Source organism: Nostoc sp. KVJ20, from assembly GCF_001712795.1.
In the GTDB taxonomy this organism is placed as follows: domain Bacteria; phylum Cyanobacteriota; class Cyanobacteriia; order Cyanobacteriales; family Nostocaceae; genus Nostoc.
In genome coordinates this window covers 1-18,308 of sequence record NZ_KV757607.1, presented here as the reverse complement: position 1 = coordinate 18,308, position 18,308 = coordinate 1, and the positions used below count along the sequence as shown (strand labels likewise).

Annotated in this window: 12 protein-coding genes; 4 read left to right on the top strand and 8 right to left on the bottom strand. The window is 40.1% G+C overall.

Annotated elements, in window-relative coordinates:
- Window positions 1-842 precede the first annotated feature (842 nt).
- Window positions 843-2,606, bottom strand: a complete 1,764-nt coding sequence (gene argS, locus A4S05_RS13400) for an arginine--tRNA ligase (RefSeq protein ID WP_069070328.1) — start codon at window positions 2,604-2,606, stop codon at window positions 843-845.
- A 742-nt stretch (window positions 2,607-3,348) separates the two neighbouring features.
- On the opposite strand from argS, the gene A4S05_RS13395 reads away from it, so the two are divergent.
- Complete coding sequence (locus A4S05_RS13395) at window positions 3,349-4,182, top strand: DUF4114 domain-containing protein (protein ID WP_069070327.1); 834 nt, start codon at window positions 3,349-3,351, stop codon at window positions 4,180-4,182.
- 109 nt (window positions 4,183-4,291) lie between these two features.
- On the opposite strand, the gene A4S05_RS13390 is transcribed toward A4S05_RS13395, so the two are convergent.
- Window positions 4,292-5,560 carry a tetratricopeptide repeat protein gene (locus A4S05_RS13390; protein WP_069070326.1) on the bottom strand — a complete coding sequence of 423 codons (1,269 nt, stop codon included), beginning with the start codon at window positions 5,558-5,560 and terminating at the stop codon, window positions 4,292-4,294.
- A gap of 191 nt (window positions 5,561-5,751) precedes the next feature.
- On the opposite strand from A4S05_RS13390, the gene A4S05_RS13385 reads away from it, so the two are divergent.
- Window positions 5,752-6,900, top strand: coding sequence for a DUF711 family protein (locus A4S05_RS13385; RefSeq protein ID WP_069070325.1), 1,149 nt, complete (start codon window positions 5,752-5,754; stop codon window positions 6,898-6,900).
- A 2-nt stretch (window positions 6,901-6,902) separates the two neighbouring features.
- Here A4S05_RS13385 and A4S05_RS13380 read toward each other — a convergent pair whose 3' ends face one another.
- Entirely contained in the window at window positions 6,903-7,571 is a 669-nt protein-coding gene (locus A4S05_RS13380; protein WP_069070324.1) for a 2OG-Fe dioxygenase family protein, read from the bottom strand.
- Between the two features lie 239 nt (window positions 7,572-7,810).
- Here A4S05_RS13380 and sfsA point away from each other — a divergent pair, with 239 nt between their 5' ends.
- Entirely contained in the window at window positions 7,811-8,536 is a 726-nt protein-coding gene (sfsA, locus tag A4S05_RS13375; RefSeq protein ID WP_069070323.1) for a DNA/RNA nuclease SfsA, read from the top strand.
- A gap of 293 nt (window positions 8,537-8,829) precedes the next feature.
- On the opposite strand, the gene A4S05_RS13370 is transcribed toward sfsA, so the two are convergent.
- The 4 genes from A4S05_RS13370 to A4S05_RS13355 form a co-directional block, all read right to left on the bottom strand.
- Window positions 8,830-9,231, bottom strand: coding sequence for a fasciclin domain-containing protein (locus tag A4S05_RS13370; RefSeq protein ID WP_069070322.1), 402 nt, complete (start codon window positions 9,229-9,231; stop codon window positions 8,830-8,832).
- 454 nt (window positions 9,232-9,685) lie between these two features.
- A complete protein-coding gene (locus A4S05_RS13365) occupies window positions 9,686-10,669 on the bottom strand; it encodes an RNA polymerase sigma factor, RpoD/SigA family (protein WP_069070321.1) in 984 nt (327 codons plus the stop codon).
- 581 nt (window positions 10,670-11,250) lie between these two features.
- Window positions 11,251-12,981: a helicase HerA domain-containing protein gene (locus A4S05_RS13360; RefSeq protein WP_069070389.1), complete on the bottom strand. Its 1,731-nt coding sequence runs from the start codon at window positions 12,979-12,981 to the stop codon at window positions 11,251-11,253.
- 129 nt (window positions 12,982-13,110) lie between these two features.
- The gene (locus A4S05_RS13355; RefSeq protein WP_069070320.1) at window positions 13,111-13,905 is read right to left on the bottom strand and encodes a glutathione S-transferase family protein; all 795 of its coding nucleotides are present in this window, start codon (window positions 13,903-13,905) and stop codon (window positions 13,111-13,113) included.
- Window positions 13,906-14,642: 737 nt separating this feature from the next.
- Between A4S05_RS13355 and A4S05_RS13350 the strand changes: the two genes are divergently transcribed.
- Window positions 14,643-15,431 (top strand): fasciclin domain-containing protein, encoded by a 789-nt coding sequence (locus A4S05_RS13350; RefSeq protein WP_069070319.1) that lies wholly within the window; start codon window positions 14,643-14,645, stop codon window positions 15,429-15,431.
- A gap of 281 nt (window positions 15,432-15,712) precedes the next feature.
- On the opposite strand, the gene hemL is transcribed toward A4S05_RS13350, so the two are convergent.
- Window positions 15,713-17,011 carry a glutamate-1-semialdehyde 2,1-aminomutase gene (gene hemL / locus A4S05_RS13345; RefSeq protein ID WP_069070318.1) on the bottom strand — a complete coding sequence of 433 codons (1,299 nt, stop codon included), beginning with the start codon at window positions 17,009-17,011 and terminating at the stop codon, window positions 15,713-15,715.
- Window positions 17,012-18,308: the final 1,297 nt, after the last annotated feature.

The following is an 18,308-nucleotide window of genomic DNA, read 5'->3' as shown; positions in this document are numbered from 1 at the left end:
TATGTATCAAATTTTCTCCTAATTGTTTAACTATAGGAATCCGCTTTGATTTATGAACGAATTTGCGTAGACAGGCAATAGGCAACAGGCAACAGGCAACAGGAAAGAAGGCTTCTTAGTTGTACTGAGTTTTTTCAGAAATCAAATATGAGTCCTATATTCTGAATCCTGTTAGCGATAGCGGGGCGTTTAGCCCATTCTGAATTCTGAATTCTTACCAATAATGATGATTAGTATTTATTATTCCCAGACTAAATATGGATGCAACAAGCAAACCCATCTTTAACTTGTGGTATTTACAGGGAATTGGGAATTAGGGATATTTTGCTTTTTGCGGTAACAAGGAGATTAGGTTAGGGAGTTCCAAATAAAAAAACATCCCACAAGAAAATTTGGGATGTTTTTTTATTTGAGAGTCCCTAAGAGGATGTTTGAAAAGTCATGATTGATGTATAAAATTTTTTTACCCCACCCTAGCCCTCCCCTTATAAAGGGGAGCCACTGCGTTGGGCGGCTTCGCCGACTTGAAGCATGTGGCGTGAGGGAACTGGATTTTATTGTTTCCCCCCTTTATAAGGTGGGACTAAGGGGGGTAATAATTCGATTAAAATCACAACATACTACTTTTCAAACAACCTCTAAAACTAAACCAGTTATGAGAACACATTAGAGGAGCTTCTGTATCCAGTAGCTATAATCTCTACTATGACTTACGTAGATTGCTTCTTGCCAGAGGCGAGTATTATTAATTACGAATTATGTTGACGAATCCTGGATCAGGGGAATCTTAATCACAAACTCAGCGAAGTGCATCTGCGTTAAAAAATCTCATCTAGATGATTTTACATTCTTTCTAATACCTGAATTCCTAACAACGATAGTCCCAATTTCAGGGTTCTAGCAGTCAAATCACATAAAACTAAACGGGATGTGCGCTGCGGTTCCTCCGCTTCTAACACCTGAACTCCCTGATTGCGATCGTAAAACTGATTAAATTTTTTACTCAGTTCGTACAAATACTCACATAAACGGTTGGGCAGCAAGTCTTGCTCTACACTACTAATAACTTCATCTAGTTGAAGTAAATATTTTGCCAGCGCTAATTCTGTTTCATGCTGCAACAGGACAGCATTGTTTCCCAACTCCTTAAAGTTAATATCACCCTTGCGGCTAATTCCCTGAATCCGGGCGTAAACATACAGCATATAGGGCGCAGTATTACCTTTGAGATCCAGCATTTTGTCGTAGCTGAAGATGTAGTTACTGGTGCGGTTTTGGCTTAAGTCTGCATATTTAACTGCACTGATGCCAACTACCCTAGCAACTTCATTAATAAATTCTTCAGTTTCTTGGCGTTCTTCTTCTTGTAATCTAGTTTTTAAGTCTGCATGGGAACGAGAAACAGCTTCATCTAACAAATCTCGCAACCGAACAGTATCTCCAGAACGAGTTTTGAATTTCTTGCCATCTTCTCCTAACACCAATCCAAAGGGAATATGGACTAATTCTACATCATCAGGAATCCATCCGGCTTTGCGTGCTACCTGGAAAAATTGGGCGAAATGGTTTCCTTGTCCAGCATCGGTTACATAAATTATCCGCTTTGCTTGATCCTGCTGAATCCGGTAGCGGAGAGATGCTAAATCTGTAGTGGCATAGTTATAACCGCCGTCTGATTTCTGCACAATTAAGGGTAAAGGTTCACCTTCTCTATTTGTAAACCCTTCCAGAAAAACGCATTTTGCGCCTTGGTTTTCTACCAGTAATCCAGATTTATCTAAATCTTCTACAACACCAGATAGTAAAGGGTTATAGAAAGATTCTCCGCGTTCAGTTAACTTGATATCCAGCAACTCATAAATTACTTGAAACTCCCGCCGTGATTGTTCACACAATAGTTTCCAAGCATGGAGTGTATCTTCTGCACCTGCTTGTAATCTGACGACTTCTTGGCGTGCTGTCTCTTGAAAAGCTTCATCTGCATCAAAGCGTTGTTTGGCTTTGCGATAAAAAGAGACTAAATCACCAATATCTAAAGCATTTGCGGTAGTAAGCGCGTCTGGGTAAACTTCCCGGAGATAGGCGATTAACATGCCAAATTGCGTACCCCAATCACCTACATGATTTAACCGCAGTACATCGTGTCCTTGAAATTCTAAAATCCGAGCGATCGCATCGCCAATAATTGTAGAACGCAAGTGTCCAACATGCATTTCTTTGGCAATATTTGGACTGGAAAAATCCACAATTTCCCGCTTTGGCGTTTTCGCGGCTGGAACTCCTAGTCTGGGATCTGCTTGAATCGCATTGAGTTGTGCTTCTAAGTATGCCGTTTTGAGTTTTAGATTGATAAATCCTGGCCCAGCGATTTCTGGTGGTTCGCAGATTTCGGATACATTTAGTTTCTCAACGATCGCACCTGCGATTGCTCTTGGTTGCTTTCCTAATTTTTTACTCAGGGATAATGCCACATTCGCCTGATAATCGCCAAATTTAGGGTTGCTAGCAGGAACCAAAATTGGATCTACTCCAGCGAAGTCAGCGCCAAAAGCCGCGACTAAAGCCTGCTCAACCTGCTCTTTTAGTTGTTCTTGTGTAGCATTCATATATAAATTTTATCTGGGAGAAGGGGAATGTAGCTCTGGAAAAGCTTGATTATTTCACTCTAAAGTATAGTCATCAAGTCCAAGCAAGAACTGTCATCCTAAAATACAACCCCCAGATTGTCTACCATCCTTGGCAGAACTTACAGCTTCTAACGATACCCCACTGGATGTTGACAGACTAATACTACTTCATCAAGTCAACGAAATATTCTTACATAGTAAGCACTTCAGTGCTTCCGGCGACGACTTCAGTCTTGACTACAAACTTATTTAATCAGGTTTCCTTGACTTGATCGAATACTAAGTTTATCAACGTAGGTACGGAGATAAACTCTGTTTGTATAGCGGCGAATAACCTTCGCCAAAGCTTAAGTTGACACGCACGACACTATACCCATACTTATTTACCTCATTCAAATGAAAATTCCTATAGATTAAGCTTTTAGCTTTTTAGTATCGAAATTGCACATCTTATTTTCATAAGAAGTATAAGTTCTTCATAAATTTTTCATCATCTATCAGTTTCAATGCTAAGTACTAATAACAGTAAATGAACTGATACAAAATAGTCTGTTTTAAGTGGAATTACTTTAGATAAAGAGCTATTTGAATATACCAATAAAGGCTAAATTATCGATTGACTTTGCAGAAGAATAGCTGTTAGAAGTAAGAGACGACAGAACACAGATAGTTGCTCCCAAAAGCATTATCTAAATTGTTTTCCCTACTAATGACTCTTGATATGAAACTTAATTTACTCACTGCCTTGATTGCCGCTACAGCTACCTTAACCGGATTAGTTTCCAAAGTAGAAACTGCATCTGCTGCTGATTTTAGCTGGGATAATTCCTGGACTCAACCAACGGTATACAATAAGTCTCAAACTGGTTTTAACGACACTCCTTTTCAACAATTTGTCCAAGCTGAAAGTGTTGTTCTCCCAAACAGCGGACAATTTAAATTAGACCCCACTCAATTAAACTTAAAATACGACCATGATGTTTCTGTTTACTTTATCAATGAGGGCGCAGGTTATAGAAACCAGTTAGCCTTTAATGCCACAGGAACTACTAACAAGTCTGGGCTGCTTTTTAATGATATTTCTTGTGAAGGAGACGGGTGTGTTGGTGGTTGGGGCGGTAATGCCCTAAAATTTGGCGATGGGGTCAATATTGGTAATGTTACGGCAGGTACTCAACTCGACTTATGGTTGAGAGCTGATGGTCTCAATCGTGGCACCTCTGCCAATATATTTGGTACTGAAACTGCCTCTAATGCTGACGGACTACAGCACGCCGTTGCTTACGCTTACAACAACTACATCATACTGGCGTTCGAGGATTTATACGGAGGTTTACACGCTTCAGGGGTAGATTCTGCAACTGGCAAGTGGAATGAAGGTTCTGACCGTGACTTTAATGATGTTATTGTCGTTCTTGATGTCGGCGAGGCAAATGTTAGAGAGTTAATTGGCGCTACCGTTCCTGAACCATCTGTTACTCTGTCAATGTTCGCAGTGGGAGCAATTGGTATGTTTGGATTGCGTCGTCGCCGTCAAACTCGCACTTCTAACTAAACTTTAAAACGTTGTTAATATAGGGTGCGTTTAATATAAGAAGTGATTGATCGCATTTTCACCCGTACAAGTGTACGGGTGAATTTATGTGTTTAGTGGCATTTATATTTTATCTACCGCGATCGCGTTCTAAATCATCAATCACTTTTTGCAAATACCACTCGTCTGACATCCCAGGATAGTAATCTTGCTTTTGCTCAATCAATCGTTCGGCAATTTCCCAGTATCCCCCCACCATTCGTAAAAGTCGCTGACGTAGCAAGTTATATTTTTGCTTTTTTGACTCTGGACTAAATTTCTGGATTTTTTCTAGGCTACTTAAGACTTGTTGATAATTTCCCCAATCTTCTTGTTCACAAAAAATACTCGCCGCCTGTTGATAATTCTCCACGGCATTTTGCATTTCTTCTAAGCAAGTATAGGCAATGCCGCGATTGTAGTAAGCATGAGCATCATCAGGATTAATTTGCAGCGCTTGGGTGTAATCTTGAATTGCATCGATATAATTGCCCATTGCCCGATAGGCATTACCTCTGGCAATATAAACTAAGGCATCTTCGGGTTGTATTTGGAGTGCTTGATTAAGGTCTGCGATCGCTCCTTGATGATCTCCCAATACAGAACGGGCTTTGCCTCGGTTGCGATAGACAATGGCATCTTGGAAATTTAGTCGCAATGCTTGATTAAAATCTGCGATCGCTTCTCGATAATTTCCCATTTTACAACGGACAACACCACGGCAGCAGTAAGCTTGGGCATCTTGCGGATCGGCTTTTAATACCCAGTTTAAATCGGCAAGTGCCTCTTGGGTATCTCCTTTTTCAGCCTTTTCTAATAATTGTGTGAAATATTCCTTTGTGGATAAAATTGGCGTATTAGTGGAATGTGTTTGCTGTACAACAGGTAATTCTTGGGGTTGTAGCTGTTTAATTAATTCCAGACACAGGCGACAATTCTCTTTGTCCTGTTGCTCTAGATATAATTGTGCAGCTTTTTTAAAATTAGCGATCGCATCTTGAATATAACCCTGTTTGCGCCGCACCATCCCCCGTAGATTATAAGCAGCAGCATAATTGAGATTAAGACGAATAGCCCGTTCCACATCCTCCAGCGCCCCCGGTAAATTTTTCAGCGCCACCCTGGCTAATCCACGACAATAATACGCCTCTAGACTATCAGGATTCAGCTTCAGGGCTTCGGTATAATCTGAAACAGCCTTAAGGACTGCTCCTGAGTCATAATATGCCAAACCCCGTTGCAAGTAAGCTTCGCTAAGGTAAGGTGTCAATTGTAAAGCATGGTTAAATTCCTCAATTGCTCCAGCGTAGTCTTTTCGCCTAGCCTTTTCCAATCCTCTATTGTAGAATTCGTCATTCATGGCATTTGTTTGTTGATTCAGTTAGTTGAATTCCAGCAGACTTGCTTCATAGCCTAACCTATGCACTCACCCTTAATATTCTAAGTATCCAGCGTGGCTTTGCTTAATTTCATGTTTTCTGTGAAATAAAACCAACACACCACGGTTTTGGAGGTAGATTTAATACAAATATCAATAACAATTTTATACCAATGAAAATTAGAACTATTACAACAGGTATATCACTTCAATCCCTACAAAAGCAGGAAAAAATTAAGCAAGCTGCTGAGTTTAATCGGCAAGCGCAGATTTTTTTTGAAAAACAAGGATATGAGGTACAAACAACTAGAATTGCCACTAATACCTGGGAAGAATATCTGCAAGGCTTATCTAAAATTGAAATGATCAATGAAATTCAAACTCTAGAACAACTTTGCCAAAGTCTGAATATCAGCTTTTTCAATATTGGTTATGCTAGCAAACCCGAAACCATAGATATAATTCCAGATATTAACAAATATACATCGATTATTTATTGCTCTAGCAAAATTGGTGATAGAGAAACTGGCATCAATTTTGAGAATGCTAGAGAATCAGCCAAAACTATTAAACGTATTTCCCAAGAGAGTGAAAATGGTTATGGCAACTTTCGTTTTTGTGTATGGGCAAACTGCCAGCCAGATATTCCCTTTTTCCCTACTGCATACCATACAGGTAATACATCTTTTACTATTGGCTTAGAGTTAGGCGACTTGATAATGCAAGCATTATCACAAGCTAACAATATTACAACAGCAGAGCAAAACCTACAATTAATTTTAGAATTAGAATTAAATAAAATCGCAGTTATTGCTGAAAAACTATCTGATAAATTTGCCGTATCATATAAAGGAATTGATACATCTATTGCGCCATCTTTGGATAAACAAACTAGTATTGCTTTTGCTTATGAAAAATTGATGAGTGGCAAGTTTGGGCATTCAGGAACTCTCGCAATTTCTGGGATGCTGACTCGTGTGTTGAAAAGCGTATCAGTAAAAATCTGTGGTTACTCTGGACTGATGCTTCCAGTGTGTGAAGATGTTGGACTAGCTGCAAGAGCTAATGAGCAAACCTATGATATTACAAATTTATTATTATATTCAGCAGTTTGTGGCTGCGGACTGGACACAGTTCCGATTCCAGGTGATATAACAATAGAAAAAATTACAGCTTTGTTAATTGATATGGCAACTTTAGCTATCAAGTTGAATAAACCACTCTCAGCCAGATTATTTCCGATTCCAAATAAAAAAGCTGGGGAAATGACTACATTCAATTCCCCATATCTCGTAGATTGTAAAATATTTACAGTTGACTAAAATTATTCTGAAAGCAAGCTGGGAGAAGTCAGTACAAAAACATCGAAACTCCCTTGAGCGTCAGTTTGTGGTTTTATGGGATTGGCAAAGTGGAAAAAATCACGGTCATTTATCAATAAAAGTTCACCCGGATTTAGAACTTTGCTAAACACAGGTTTTTCTTTTTTGTCAGTATAGAGATGTGTTTCTCCACCTTGAATATTATCTCTATCTACGGAAAATATGCCAATAAAATCAGTACCATCTTGATGGATACCCTCCGGCGCTGGATTACTAAAATTATTTGGTGAACAACTAATTCTAATTTGATGAACTCCGATTTCAGCTTCAGGATGAAGTTTACAAGAATCACTAAATGCTAAAACAAGATTTCTAAAAATATCAAGCTTTATGAGTGCATCATCTAATTCTGCAAACTCTCTTTTTATATTGCCCAACAATGGATTATGCTCTTTACTTTGAAAGAAGTAGCCATGAGGTAATTTGATTAACTCATTTCCCGAAATGGTGAATCGAGATAATCTTCTGGAACGATAGTTGCCTTTGATATAAGGATCAACAGGCATATTACTAAAAAATGGTTTGAAACCTTCTAGATTTATCGAATTTACTTTTCTAAGAGTAAAAAGAAAAGCATATTCTAATTCCGTTGCTGTCCACACTTTTTGCATAGGATTTACCTCCTTGCATATTGAATTCTCCCGGATTTTTTATGGGAGACTTATAGTACTTAGTATATAATACTTTTTATTACTATGTTGTTAATTTAACTACAAAAATTGACAATCCATGATATGTAAAGTTACTCAAATTCTCTGACAGGGCAGAGTAGCTGCTGAAAAGATTTGCAGATATGGGTTCGGTGGGTAAGGAATCGACGTATATTGACTAGCAGCAACAAGGTTTCATAATGATAGATTGGCTTTACCGTTACCCACCTTTATATCCAGGTATTCTGCTAAAACGCTACAAGCGATTTTTTGCTGACGTTCAACTTACTTCTGGCGAGATAGTTACAGCACACTGTCCGAATACAGGGCCGATGACTGGAGTATCGACTCCCCAAAGTGCGGTACAGCTTTCCAAAAGCGATAATCTTAACCGCAAATTGGCTTACACTTTAGAACTAATTCAAGTACATGACAATGAGCCGACTTGGGTAGGCATAAATACTTTTTTGCCCAATCGGGTGGTGAAACTAGCTTTGGCGAAACACCTTTTCCCAGAATTGGGCGACTATAGCCAAATCAAGGGCGAGGTGGTTTATGGACTAGATAAAAAAAGTCGAGTGGATTTTTTCTTGACGGGGAGTGATGAAGAACGCCCGATTTATTTAGAAGTGAAAAATACAACTTTGTCTGAGGGGAGATTAGCCCTATTTCCTGACACCGAGACTACAAGAGGACAAAAGCACTTGCGAGAACTAATGGCGCTGTTACCTTCTACTCGTGCGGTGATGCTTTACTTTATCAATCGCAGTGATTGTACTGAGTTCTCTCCTGGCGATCGCACAGATCCCGTCTATGGTAAATTATTAAGGGATGCGATCGCTCTCGGTTTAGAAGTCTTACCTTGCCGTTTTGACATTTCCCCCGAAGGTATCCGTTATTTGGGTTTGGCAAAATTAAAAATTTGATTACATCTAATAAAGAGAGACTAGTACCGCAAGGCGGAATTAAAAATTAAAAATTAAAAATGAATACAGCATAAGGGTTTCGTTGATTTGGAATGATTGGTTTATTTCCGCCATGTTGTACTAGCAATTGCAACGTCCCTACACCAATAAAACAATAAATCCATCTAGACAGCATCTAGATGGATTTGTTGGTAGTTAGTGTTTACTAAAAAACATTCAACCAGACTGTAATAGAGAAACGACTATTAGGTAGTCGCCGTCCTACAAATAGCATTCGCTATTGTGAGGTTTGCTTATGCAGGAATCAAAACTGTGTCAATTACGTGGATGACACCGTTATCAGCAGCAACATCTGCGGTTGCAACTTTTGCATCGTTTATCTTGACGCCATTAGAAGCATCAATTTTCACATCTGAACCTTCAACTGTTTTGGCTGTCTTCAGTTTAGCCACGTCAGCAGCCAGTACTTTGCCTGAGACAACATGATAGGTCAAGATTTTCTTGAGCTTAGGAATATCTTTCAGTAATGCATCTACTGTACCTGCTGGAAGCTTATTAAAAGCTGCATCAGTAGGTGCAAAGACGGTAAATGGGCCAGCGCCTTTCAGTGTATCTACCAGACCAGCTGCTTCGATTGCTGCAACTAGTGTCTTGAAAGAACCATTATTAGTGGCAGTGTCAATTATGTTGGCCATGTGTTTTACCTAGTTATGTGTAACCTGTTACAAATCTAAACCATGTTTACATAAAATTTATCTATCGTCAGACTTATATCAAATTAAATTTTTTATTGATAGTATAAAAGTTTGTATATAATTTTATACAAATAAAGAATTATATGTACATCTTCTGGGTGGATGATTTACAAGCGCTTCTAGATGCGATCGCTTGTCATCAGTATCAATGCAGTCATTTTTTACCAAAAAAGTTATTGAAGGAGGCAGGAGGCAGAAGGTTTTTTTTCACTTATAGGATTCAAACCCCTCCTGAAAAAGAGCCACAAAACTAGAATTTTTGGAGTTNNCTGCCTTCTGCCTCCTGCTATAACTGTTTGGCAGAAAATGTTTTCAGCATAAAAAAATCGCCCCCTGAATTCAGGAGGCGCATCACCAAGGTGGTGTAAAGACGCGGGGTTTCGCGTCTCTCGTTTTAACTAGCAACGTATTCTTTGACATTGGCACGACGGCGACGCAGATGAGCCAAAGCTTGATGCTCTAACTGGCGCACACGTTCGCGACTGAGATTCAATCTCTCACCGACTTTCGCCAATGACATTTCATTACCATCTTCTAAACCAAAGCGTAAAGCTACAACTTCTCGCTGTTGCGGGGTTAGTTCTGCTAGCAGGTTGTTCAAGTCTTGGCGTAAGAATTCCTGGTTGGTGTAATACTCTGGTGACGGGCCGTTATCTTCGAGCATTTCTTGCAACTCAGTATCCTGGTTATCGCCAACTTTAACATCCAAAGACACTGGTTGACGCGCCATATTCAGGTACTCCCGAATCTGAGCAGGTTCTATTTCCAATTCTTTGGCAATTTCGGCTGGAGTAGGCGATCGCCCCAAGGTTTGAGCCAACTCGCGTTGCACTTTTTTGATTTTGTTCAGTTTTTCGGTAATATGGATCGGTAAGCGGATAGTACGACCTTGTTGAGCGATCGCACGGGTAATCGCTTGGCGAATCCACCAGTAAGCATAAGTCGAGAATTTATAACCCCTCATTGGATCAAATTTCTCCACACCCCGCTCTAATCCTAGTGTTCCTTCCTGGATTAAATCCAGAAACTCCATATTCCGCTTTTGGTACTTTTTGGCAATAGCAACAACCAAGCGCAAATTCGCTTCGATCATTTTTTGCTTTGCCCGCTTACCTTGCGCCACCGTTTGTTGTATCTCGGTTTCCGATTTTTGAACGTGGTCAGCCCACTCTGACATATTCGGTTCCCGTTGCAACTTCTTCGCCAAAGCTTCTTTGGCGTCGATGAGCGTCATCATTTGTTGCACCTGCTTCCCAAAAACAATTTCTTGCTCACGGGTTAGTAGTGCTACACGACCAATTTCTCGCAGATAGGTTCGCACCATATCAGCCGTAAATTTGGTGTTGAGGTTTTCCGTTTGGGTATTGACAGTAGGCATTGGTGCGATGTCCTCTACTCCGTAAATAAAATGTATGTTTTCTTACTAAAATGGTTTGGAAAAAGTAGTACATCTATCACGAAATATTGGGAGCTACCAAAAGCAATTAATCAATTGATACAGCCGTTGTTAAGACGGTAAGCTCCCAATGATAGGTTCCCCTACCTTTCCTAAATTTTCAATCTAATCTTTTATAAGCACACTGGTTCTTTTTGATAATTCTTCTTTTTAGCAGTCACTTACAGCAACCGATAAATCCGAAGTCGGAATGAGTTCACTTAGCTTTATAGTACGATAAATCAGGCAGATAGTAAAGTATCTTAAGATAAAGCCTCTAATTATAATTCAAAATTGCCTGTTTGCAAAAAAAAATTAAACTTCCTTGAAATCACTGACTATATCTATAGTGACGCCAAAAACTCCTCTTCTGTTGCCAAAAACTATCCGGATAACCGAACTTAATTTGCTGTCAGGATGGAGGGATGTTACGAATTGGGCATGGGGAATGGGGCATTGGGCATGGGGCATTGGTTATGACTCATTATTTGACCAATAACTAATGACCAATGACAAATGACTATCTAAAATCCCAGGTCAGCTTTGGCTAGTTCAGCCGCAGCGAATACTTCTGCGTCAGGTTTTTCTTCCCAGGCTGGCTCACCAATTTCTTCGTAAAAAGTTGCGTCATAAGGCCGGGTACGCACTACTACTGGCATAGGAACAGCGTGACCCAATATTAAAGCTTGTTGCTTCGAGTCTAACTTTGCCAACACCGATCGCAGTCCGCTACCACCAGATACACCTGTAAAAATTGCGTCAATGTCTTTTTCGTCATTAAGCAAAGCGGTAATGCGAGTCCCGATCTGGGACATAACTTCATTATCTATGCCCGACGGACGTTGATCAACTACCAAAAGTGTGACAAAATACTTTCGCAATTCACGGGCAATAGTCCCAAAGATAGTACTTTGTACGATCGCTGGATCAAGAAAACGGTGCGCCTCTTCAATGGTAATCATCAATGGTGTGGGGCGATCGTTCGGGTTCTTGCTTTGCAAAAATTTATCTGCTTTTTTGACGTAATGCTCGTGAATCCGCCTGGTGATCATGTTTGTCACCAACATATAAGAGAGCATATTAGACTGGGAACCAAATTCTATCACAACATTCTTCCCAGATTCTAGACACTGGACAATTTTACTAATGTAATTCTGGGGGCAAACTGCTCGCATATACTTCAAGCTATCCATCCGCAAGAGTTTGCGCTGCAATGCCATAATCGAGCCTTTGTGTCCGCGCTTCTCGTCGCAGAACATCTCGATTTCTTCGTTAGTCATATTTAGCAACTGGACAATCCAAGATTTGCCAAACTCGCTGTATAGAATGTTGGCGTTATCTAAGGCTGCGTCAGAGAGTCCTAAATCTCGGCTACATAATTTAATATCTTCAACTTCAATTTGCTCATAACTCAAATAAAGTTCTTGAGCATCACGTACACCCCGGCGCTTTGTCGATTCCGGGTCGAGGGTGTAGACTTCCACCTTACTAGGAAATAATTGCTTTAGTCCCTTAACAGTATTGACGTTCTTACCTTCTGCAACAGCTTCCCAGCCATACTCAGAGTGCATATCAAAAATTAAGTTGACTGCCGCATTTTTACGGATAACCCCAGCCAAAAGTAACCGTGTTAGAAAAGATTTACCAGTACCAGATTTCCCAAAAACCCCATTACTCCGTTCCACGAAGCGGTTTAAATCGATGCAAACGGGCACATCCATGTCTAAAGGTTTGCCGATAGAAAAATTCCGCCTTTGGGGGTCATCTTCCCAACCAAATACCCGGCGAAAATCGTCAACACTGGCTTCGTAAACTTGACTAAAGTGGCTAGGAATAGTTTTAACAGGTAACAATTCCATCGTCGTGCTAGTTTGTGGCACAAATGAAGCCAAACCTGTCATTGATGGGAGGAAGGGATTTGCCGATTTGCCATTTGTTGGAGAGAAAGATTCTTCAGATTCGGGAGTGAACATCAACATCGGCGCGAGGTTGATAGTACCATAAGTCCCACTTCCGGCTAAAACATCTCGTAAAAAAGTGTCTTCCCAACTGGGGGGATTAGCAATAATTCGTGCATTAGCGGCTCCCAATGCTACATCTGTCAGCATACAAAAAAAACGCGATCGCATCCCTTGGACAACGAGAAATTTACCTACTCGCATATCTTCTACAGAAATGTCAGGATGCAATCGTACTTCTAAACCTTCAGTTAGAGAACCTTGAATGACCGAACCTAATGGCTGTCCCGAATTCATCTGATTAGTCATTTGTCATTTGTCATTTGTCATTGGTCATTGGTTATTTGTCTTAAGTTATTCTCTCCCATTACCTAATCCCTAATTCCCAATCCCCAGTCCCCAGTCCCCAGTCCCCATGCCCATTATCTAATCAATTTGAATCGAAGTTGGCGCACTCCCTGTTGCTGAAGTGGTAGTGATTAACGGTCTGCGGAATTGGGCGTAAAGGCGATCGCGCCAGGTAAAGAATGGTTGATAATCTATATTCTCTGAAAAGATTGGTAATCCTTTACCTCTGATAGAAGCTGGTAAATCCAGATAGGGGCCAGAGGGAAACTTTAGCAATATCGATAACCCGGCTACTGCCAAGTCAGCTAAAGTCGGCTCATCTCCTGTTAAATAAGGACTATCTGCCAATAATAATGTTAAGGCTTCCAAGTCTTGTTTCAAAGATGCGATCGCTGACTGGATCAAATCTGGGCTGTAACCTACGCCAAAACCCAACACTGTCAGTAAGTCGCTAGGTACTCCTCCAATCAGACTTTTAAATATATCTGGTGTTGAGGTGGGTAATAAAGACTTACGGAAATTTTGATCTTGACTTACGGCTGCAAATAGTGCTTTGCGACCTTTGATGCCTATGGACTCATCGGCCCATTCTTCTATTAATAAAGTTAAACCCCGTTTTTTGGGATCTTGCGGTATTATTGGGCGATCGGGATACTCTAAGTCTAAATACTTAGCTATTTCCGTAGAATCCGCAATGTATCTATTACGATCCTTTAATACTGGGACTTGTTTCTGACCAGTCAGCCGGAACAATTCTACCTGTCCAATCCCAGGTGTTACCTCTATTTTGCGGTAATCTAGTCCTTTAAAATCTAGAATTAGGCGCACTTTCTCTGAGTATTGAGAGAGTTCCCATTGGTATAATTCCAGCATATTGTATACCTTGTAACTGCTCAACTTTGTTAACTTTAACAATTGTATCTTTAGTTAAAGTAATTTGTATTGGCGTTAGTTGCTTAGTTGTCTATTTAATTGACATCAGCGTTGAACGGATGCCTGATTTTTGGCAAAATTATCGATTAAAAAATATTATTTTCTAATTGATTCAAATATCAAATAATTAAATAATTTAATTCGGGATACATAAATAAACCTAACTGCTCAGTCACAAGTCTTCAGCCGTTAGTTGAATTTCTGTCACCGTCAGCCTATTGAGATATTTACGTAATTAATTTCTGTACTTTTGTTGAATAATCAATGATTAATTCAGAGATATAGCCTTCTTCCATCTGGGGTGCAGGATTTGTGAAACTACTATTTTACGTACAGATTTGTATATAAATTGGCTTTTAAGTAGAATCTTACTCTAAGCCTATTGTAATTTATAACTTGTAGATGTAAGATTTTCACACTTTCTTATAGCTGACACTACACTAAATGGGGCTTTTTAAGTATTTATTTGGTGTCATTGAGAAAATTTGCTCAATTTACATAAAATATATGCTAGATATGTTTCATGCATGTCAGCGTGAGCCGGAGTTAGATATTTTACCTCACCAGCACAAATTATTCTGGTGAAAAATCTTACTCTCCTCTTGGGTTAGATTTTGTGCCTAGCAAAATGTTATAAATCTTTATGTAATGTGTGGACAAAAAGACAAACAAAATTTATGAAGACAAATTACAGCAAATTGCTGACTACGTTAGCAGGCATAGCGGGATTTACTAGTTTCAGCCTCCTAATTACTTTACCATCTGATGCGAAATCGGCACTAAATCCTAACCCCAGTATTTTCAACGAAGCTCCCTATAATCAGGGTCAAGACCTTCAAGCAAACGCTCAATACACACAACGCCAAGAAGTAGCACAGAACACTGGCGGTGGAACGCTAAATCCCAGACCGAGTATTTTTAACGAGCCTCCTTATAACCGTGGTGGTGCTACACCTAGTGAACCTACACCCCGCACCCCACGTCCTATACCAGAAACTCAACCTAGTACACCGACTACTCCACCAGCACCAGGGGCAAGCGATAATCAAGGCAAAAATTTGTTAGCGTTGGCAGAGTCAAACGCTTCTTTTACAACTTTAACCAAGGCTTTGAAAGCAGCAGGATTAACCGGAGCTTTGCAAGGCACAGATAACTTAACTATTTTTGCACCCACTGATGCAGCTTTTGCTAAGTTGCCACCAGATGCTTTGCAAGAATTGTTAAAACCAGATAACAAAGAAGTGTTGCTCAAGATTTTAACTTACCATGTAGTATCTGGTAAGGTATTGTCCACTGATTTGAAGTCTGGCGAAGTTAAAAGCCTGGAAGGTGGCGCAATCAATGTTAAAGTTGATCCTGCTACTGGTGTGACTGTCAATGATGCTAGAGTGACACAGGCAGATATCACAGGCAGCAACGGTGTAATTCACGCAATTGATCAGGTGATTTTGCCTCCTGACTTGTAGTTTTGAAATCATAGTGCAACCTTTAGTAGATTAGGTTGACATTAAATCTTAATAGGAAAAAATCCCGTTCAGATGGTAATTTTGGACGGTTTTTTTGTAAATATCTTCTGCGAGTCAGGGAGGAGGTAACCCCAACAAGGGGCGTTCCCAGCCTCCGACTGGGAACGAGGTAATGTTTCAAAGCATTCTCGTTGACTAACTTTGACGTTAAGTTGACACCAATGAGTATTGCTGTGCTTAGTAGGTGGGTTGCATCCAAACGAGAACTGCTATAATTCGCATCACAGGCTAGACATTACATCCCTTGCTACTGCTAAAGTCTGATCAATATCCTCTTCGGTGTGAGCAAAAGATGTAAACCCAGCTTCAAATTGAGAAGGTGCTAAGTAAACACCATGCTCTAACATACCCCGATGAAAGCGTCCAAATTTTGCTGTATCAGACTTTTTCGCATCTTCGTAGTTATGAACTGGGCCAGAGGTAAAGAATAAGCCAAACATCGCGCTGATTTGACCACCACAAACTGTATGACCAGTCTCTTTAGCAATTTGCAACAAACCATCTGCTAGCTTTTTAGTAATCCGGTCAAGATACTCGTAAGTACCTGGCTTTTGCAGCAATTCTAAAGTCTTAATGCCAGCAGTCATCGCCAAAGGATTACCAGAAAGTGTCCCAGCTTGATATACGGGGCCTGCGGGGGCAACCATTGACATAATATCTCGACGACCACCATAAGCTCCTACTGGCAAACCACCACCAATTACCTTACCCAAGGTGGTTAAATCAGGAGTGACGCCAAATTTTTCCTGAGCGCCACCGTAAGCAATGCGGAAGCCGGTCATCACTTCGTCAAATACTAATAATGCTCCATACTCGTGGGTCAGTTCCCGTAATCCTTCTAGGAACCCAGCATCAGGTGCAATAAACCCAGCATTGCCAACGACTGGCTCAAGAATGACACCAGCAATCTCGTCGCGGTTTTCTTCAAACAAGGCTTTGACGGATTCTAGGTCATTGAAAGGCGCGGTTAGAGTAGTGCTAGTTGCCAATTTAGGTACTCCCGGTGAGTCTGGCAAGCCAAGTGTGGCAACACCAGAACCCGCCTTCACTAGAAACGCATCGGCGTGTCCGTGGTAGCAACCTTCAAACTTGATGATTTTCTCCCGGTTGGTGAAAGCCCGCATTAACCGCAAAACTCCCATACAGGCTTCAGTTCCCGAATTGACAAATCTAACCATTTCGATGCTAGGAACGGCATCGATGACCATTTCTGCCAAAACATTTTCGAGGACTGAGGGAGCGCCGAAACTAGTGCCTTTTTCTAAAGCTTCATGCAATGCTGCAATGACTTCTGGATGAGCATGACCGCAAATAGCTGGCCCCCAAGTGCCTACATAGTCTATGTATTGGTTGCCATCTACATCCCAAATATATGCGCCTTTAACACGATCAAATACAATGGGTTGTCCACCCACAGATTTAAAGGCACGAACAGGAGAACTGACTCCTCCTGGCATCAGGTTTTGAGCGGCGGCGAAGACTTCTTGTGATTTTGTTGTTTTAATTGTGGTGTTTACCAAAGTTCTCTCCTAACAGTGGGCAATAAAAAGCTCTATCTTAGGATAGGGTCAAACAGTGCTTAGAATTTCTATCCTATAAAATTAGCTCAAAGATAAAAATAACAAATATGTTATGCAAGTCCAATGGAGACTTGACTTGAGATATTCAAACTTGATGATTGAAGGCATAATCAGGAGATTTGCCCTCTTAGGCTGTTGGTAAGGCAGCGCGGTCTTGGGGGTCTCCTCCATGAGCGACTGCCGCACCCGTAAGGGCGCAAGCCTGCTGTCTAACGGCGAGTCAGGGAACCAAGAATCCCCGTCTCAATAGAAAAGGGGAGTGTCAATTGGTCAAATAATATGAAATACTAAAAACAAATATTGCTAAAATAACAGGAATCATTTTACTAAAGTCTATTCGCTTTTTTTGAAGCATTTCTAAACAAGACATCGGAATCATCAGAGGCCAGAAGATAGTTGTTAGTAGAAACATCACAACTGATAGAAATTTATCTTCTGGAGTAGAAGCAGGATTACGTAGGGAAAATATTAACCAATTACTTAAAAAGTAGCATGTCATTAACAAGTAACTAATAGTTAAAGTCAGTTGTATCTGATTCACTGTGAATACTCCTGATGTTATGTGAACTTCACTATAGCTTTTCCTATTTTAGTGAGGTATACTATGAGCCTCAATAGTGGATTTTAAATTAGTAGAAATCAAGGGATACTCACTAAGTCGTTAGACGTAAATCAATTAAAGTTTGTAGTAAGGACTTTAGTCCTGACAATCCTTGTTTTCTGTTTAATAATGCCTATCTATTTAGGAATGCTAACTATCAATACTGCTATGTAAACAAGCATCCAATCAAGAAAAATTATATTAACTATGAACCATATATTGATTTTATAACCTCTTGACTTACAGTATAATACAATAGCTCTATCGATTATTCCCACAGTTCCCGATGTATTTATTAAATAATTCGCAAGCATTGCCCAGGCGTAAACAAAACCATTTCCTCGTTGCTCGATTGGCGTTGTTAAGTGATTATAATACTCAGAAATAGCAAAAGTTCCAAAACAAATAGCATAACCTATTAGCCACTTGCTGTTCGGCATAATCTGAGCAAGAAAAAAAGGGATAATTATGGCTAATAACTCAAGTTGCTAGTTACATACCAAGAAAGATGACATAGGGGTATAAAAACAATAAAATCCCTCTAGACAGAAAATTAGGAGGGAAATATGTTAAATGAAATAGTTACTATCTATTCTGTCATAGATGACCTATTAAAGGCGATTGGACATGATGAGG

Excerpts from the sequence above, each read along its gene's own strand:
- sfsA (WP_069070323.1), top strand. The coding sequence starts at position 7,811 with ATGATAGATTGGCTTTACCGTTACCCACCTTTATATCCAGGTATTCTG.
- A4S05_RS13390 (WP_069070326.1), bottom strand. The coding sequence starts at position 5,560 with ATGAATGACGAATTCTACAATAGAGGATTGGAAAAGGCTAGGCGAAAA.
- A4S05_RS13380 (WP_069070324.1), bottom strand. The coding sequence starts at position 7,571 with ATGCAAAAAGTGTGGACAGCAACGGAATTAGAATATGCTTTTCTTTTT.
- A4S05_RS13355 (WP_069070320.1), bottom strand. The coding sequence starts at position 13,905 with ATGCTGGAATTATACCAATGGGAACTCTCTCAATACTCAGAGAAAGTG.
- A4S05_RS13360 (WP_069070389.1), bottom strand. The coding sequence starts at position 12,981 with ATGAATTCGGGACAGCCATTAGGTTCGGTCATTCAAGGTTCTCTAACT.
- A4S05_RS13370 (WP_069070322.1), bottom strand. The coding sequence starts at position 9,231 with ATGGCCAACATAATTGACACTGCCACTAATAATGGTTCTTTCAAGACA.
- A4S05_RS13385 (WP_069070325.1), top strand. The coding sequence starts at position 5,752 with ATGAAAATTAGAACTATTACAACAGGTATATCACTTCAATCCCTACAA.
- A4S05_RS13395 (WP_069070327.1), top strand. The coding sequence starts at position 3,349 with ATGAAACTTAATTTACTCACTGCCTTGATTGCCGCTACAGCTACCTTA.
- A4S05_RS13350 (WP_069070319.1), top strand. The coding sequence starts at position 14,643 with ATGAAGACAAATTACAGCAAATTGCTGACTACGTTAGCAGGCATAGCG.
- A4S05_RS13365 (WP_069070321.1), bottom strand. The coding sequence starts at position 10,669 with ATGCCTACTGTCAATACCCAAACGGAAAACCTCAACACCAAATTTACG.
- argS (WP_069070328.1), bottom strand. The coding sequence starts at position 2,606 with ATGAATGCTACACAAGAACAACTAAAAGAGCAGGTTGAGCAGGCTTTA.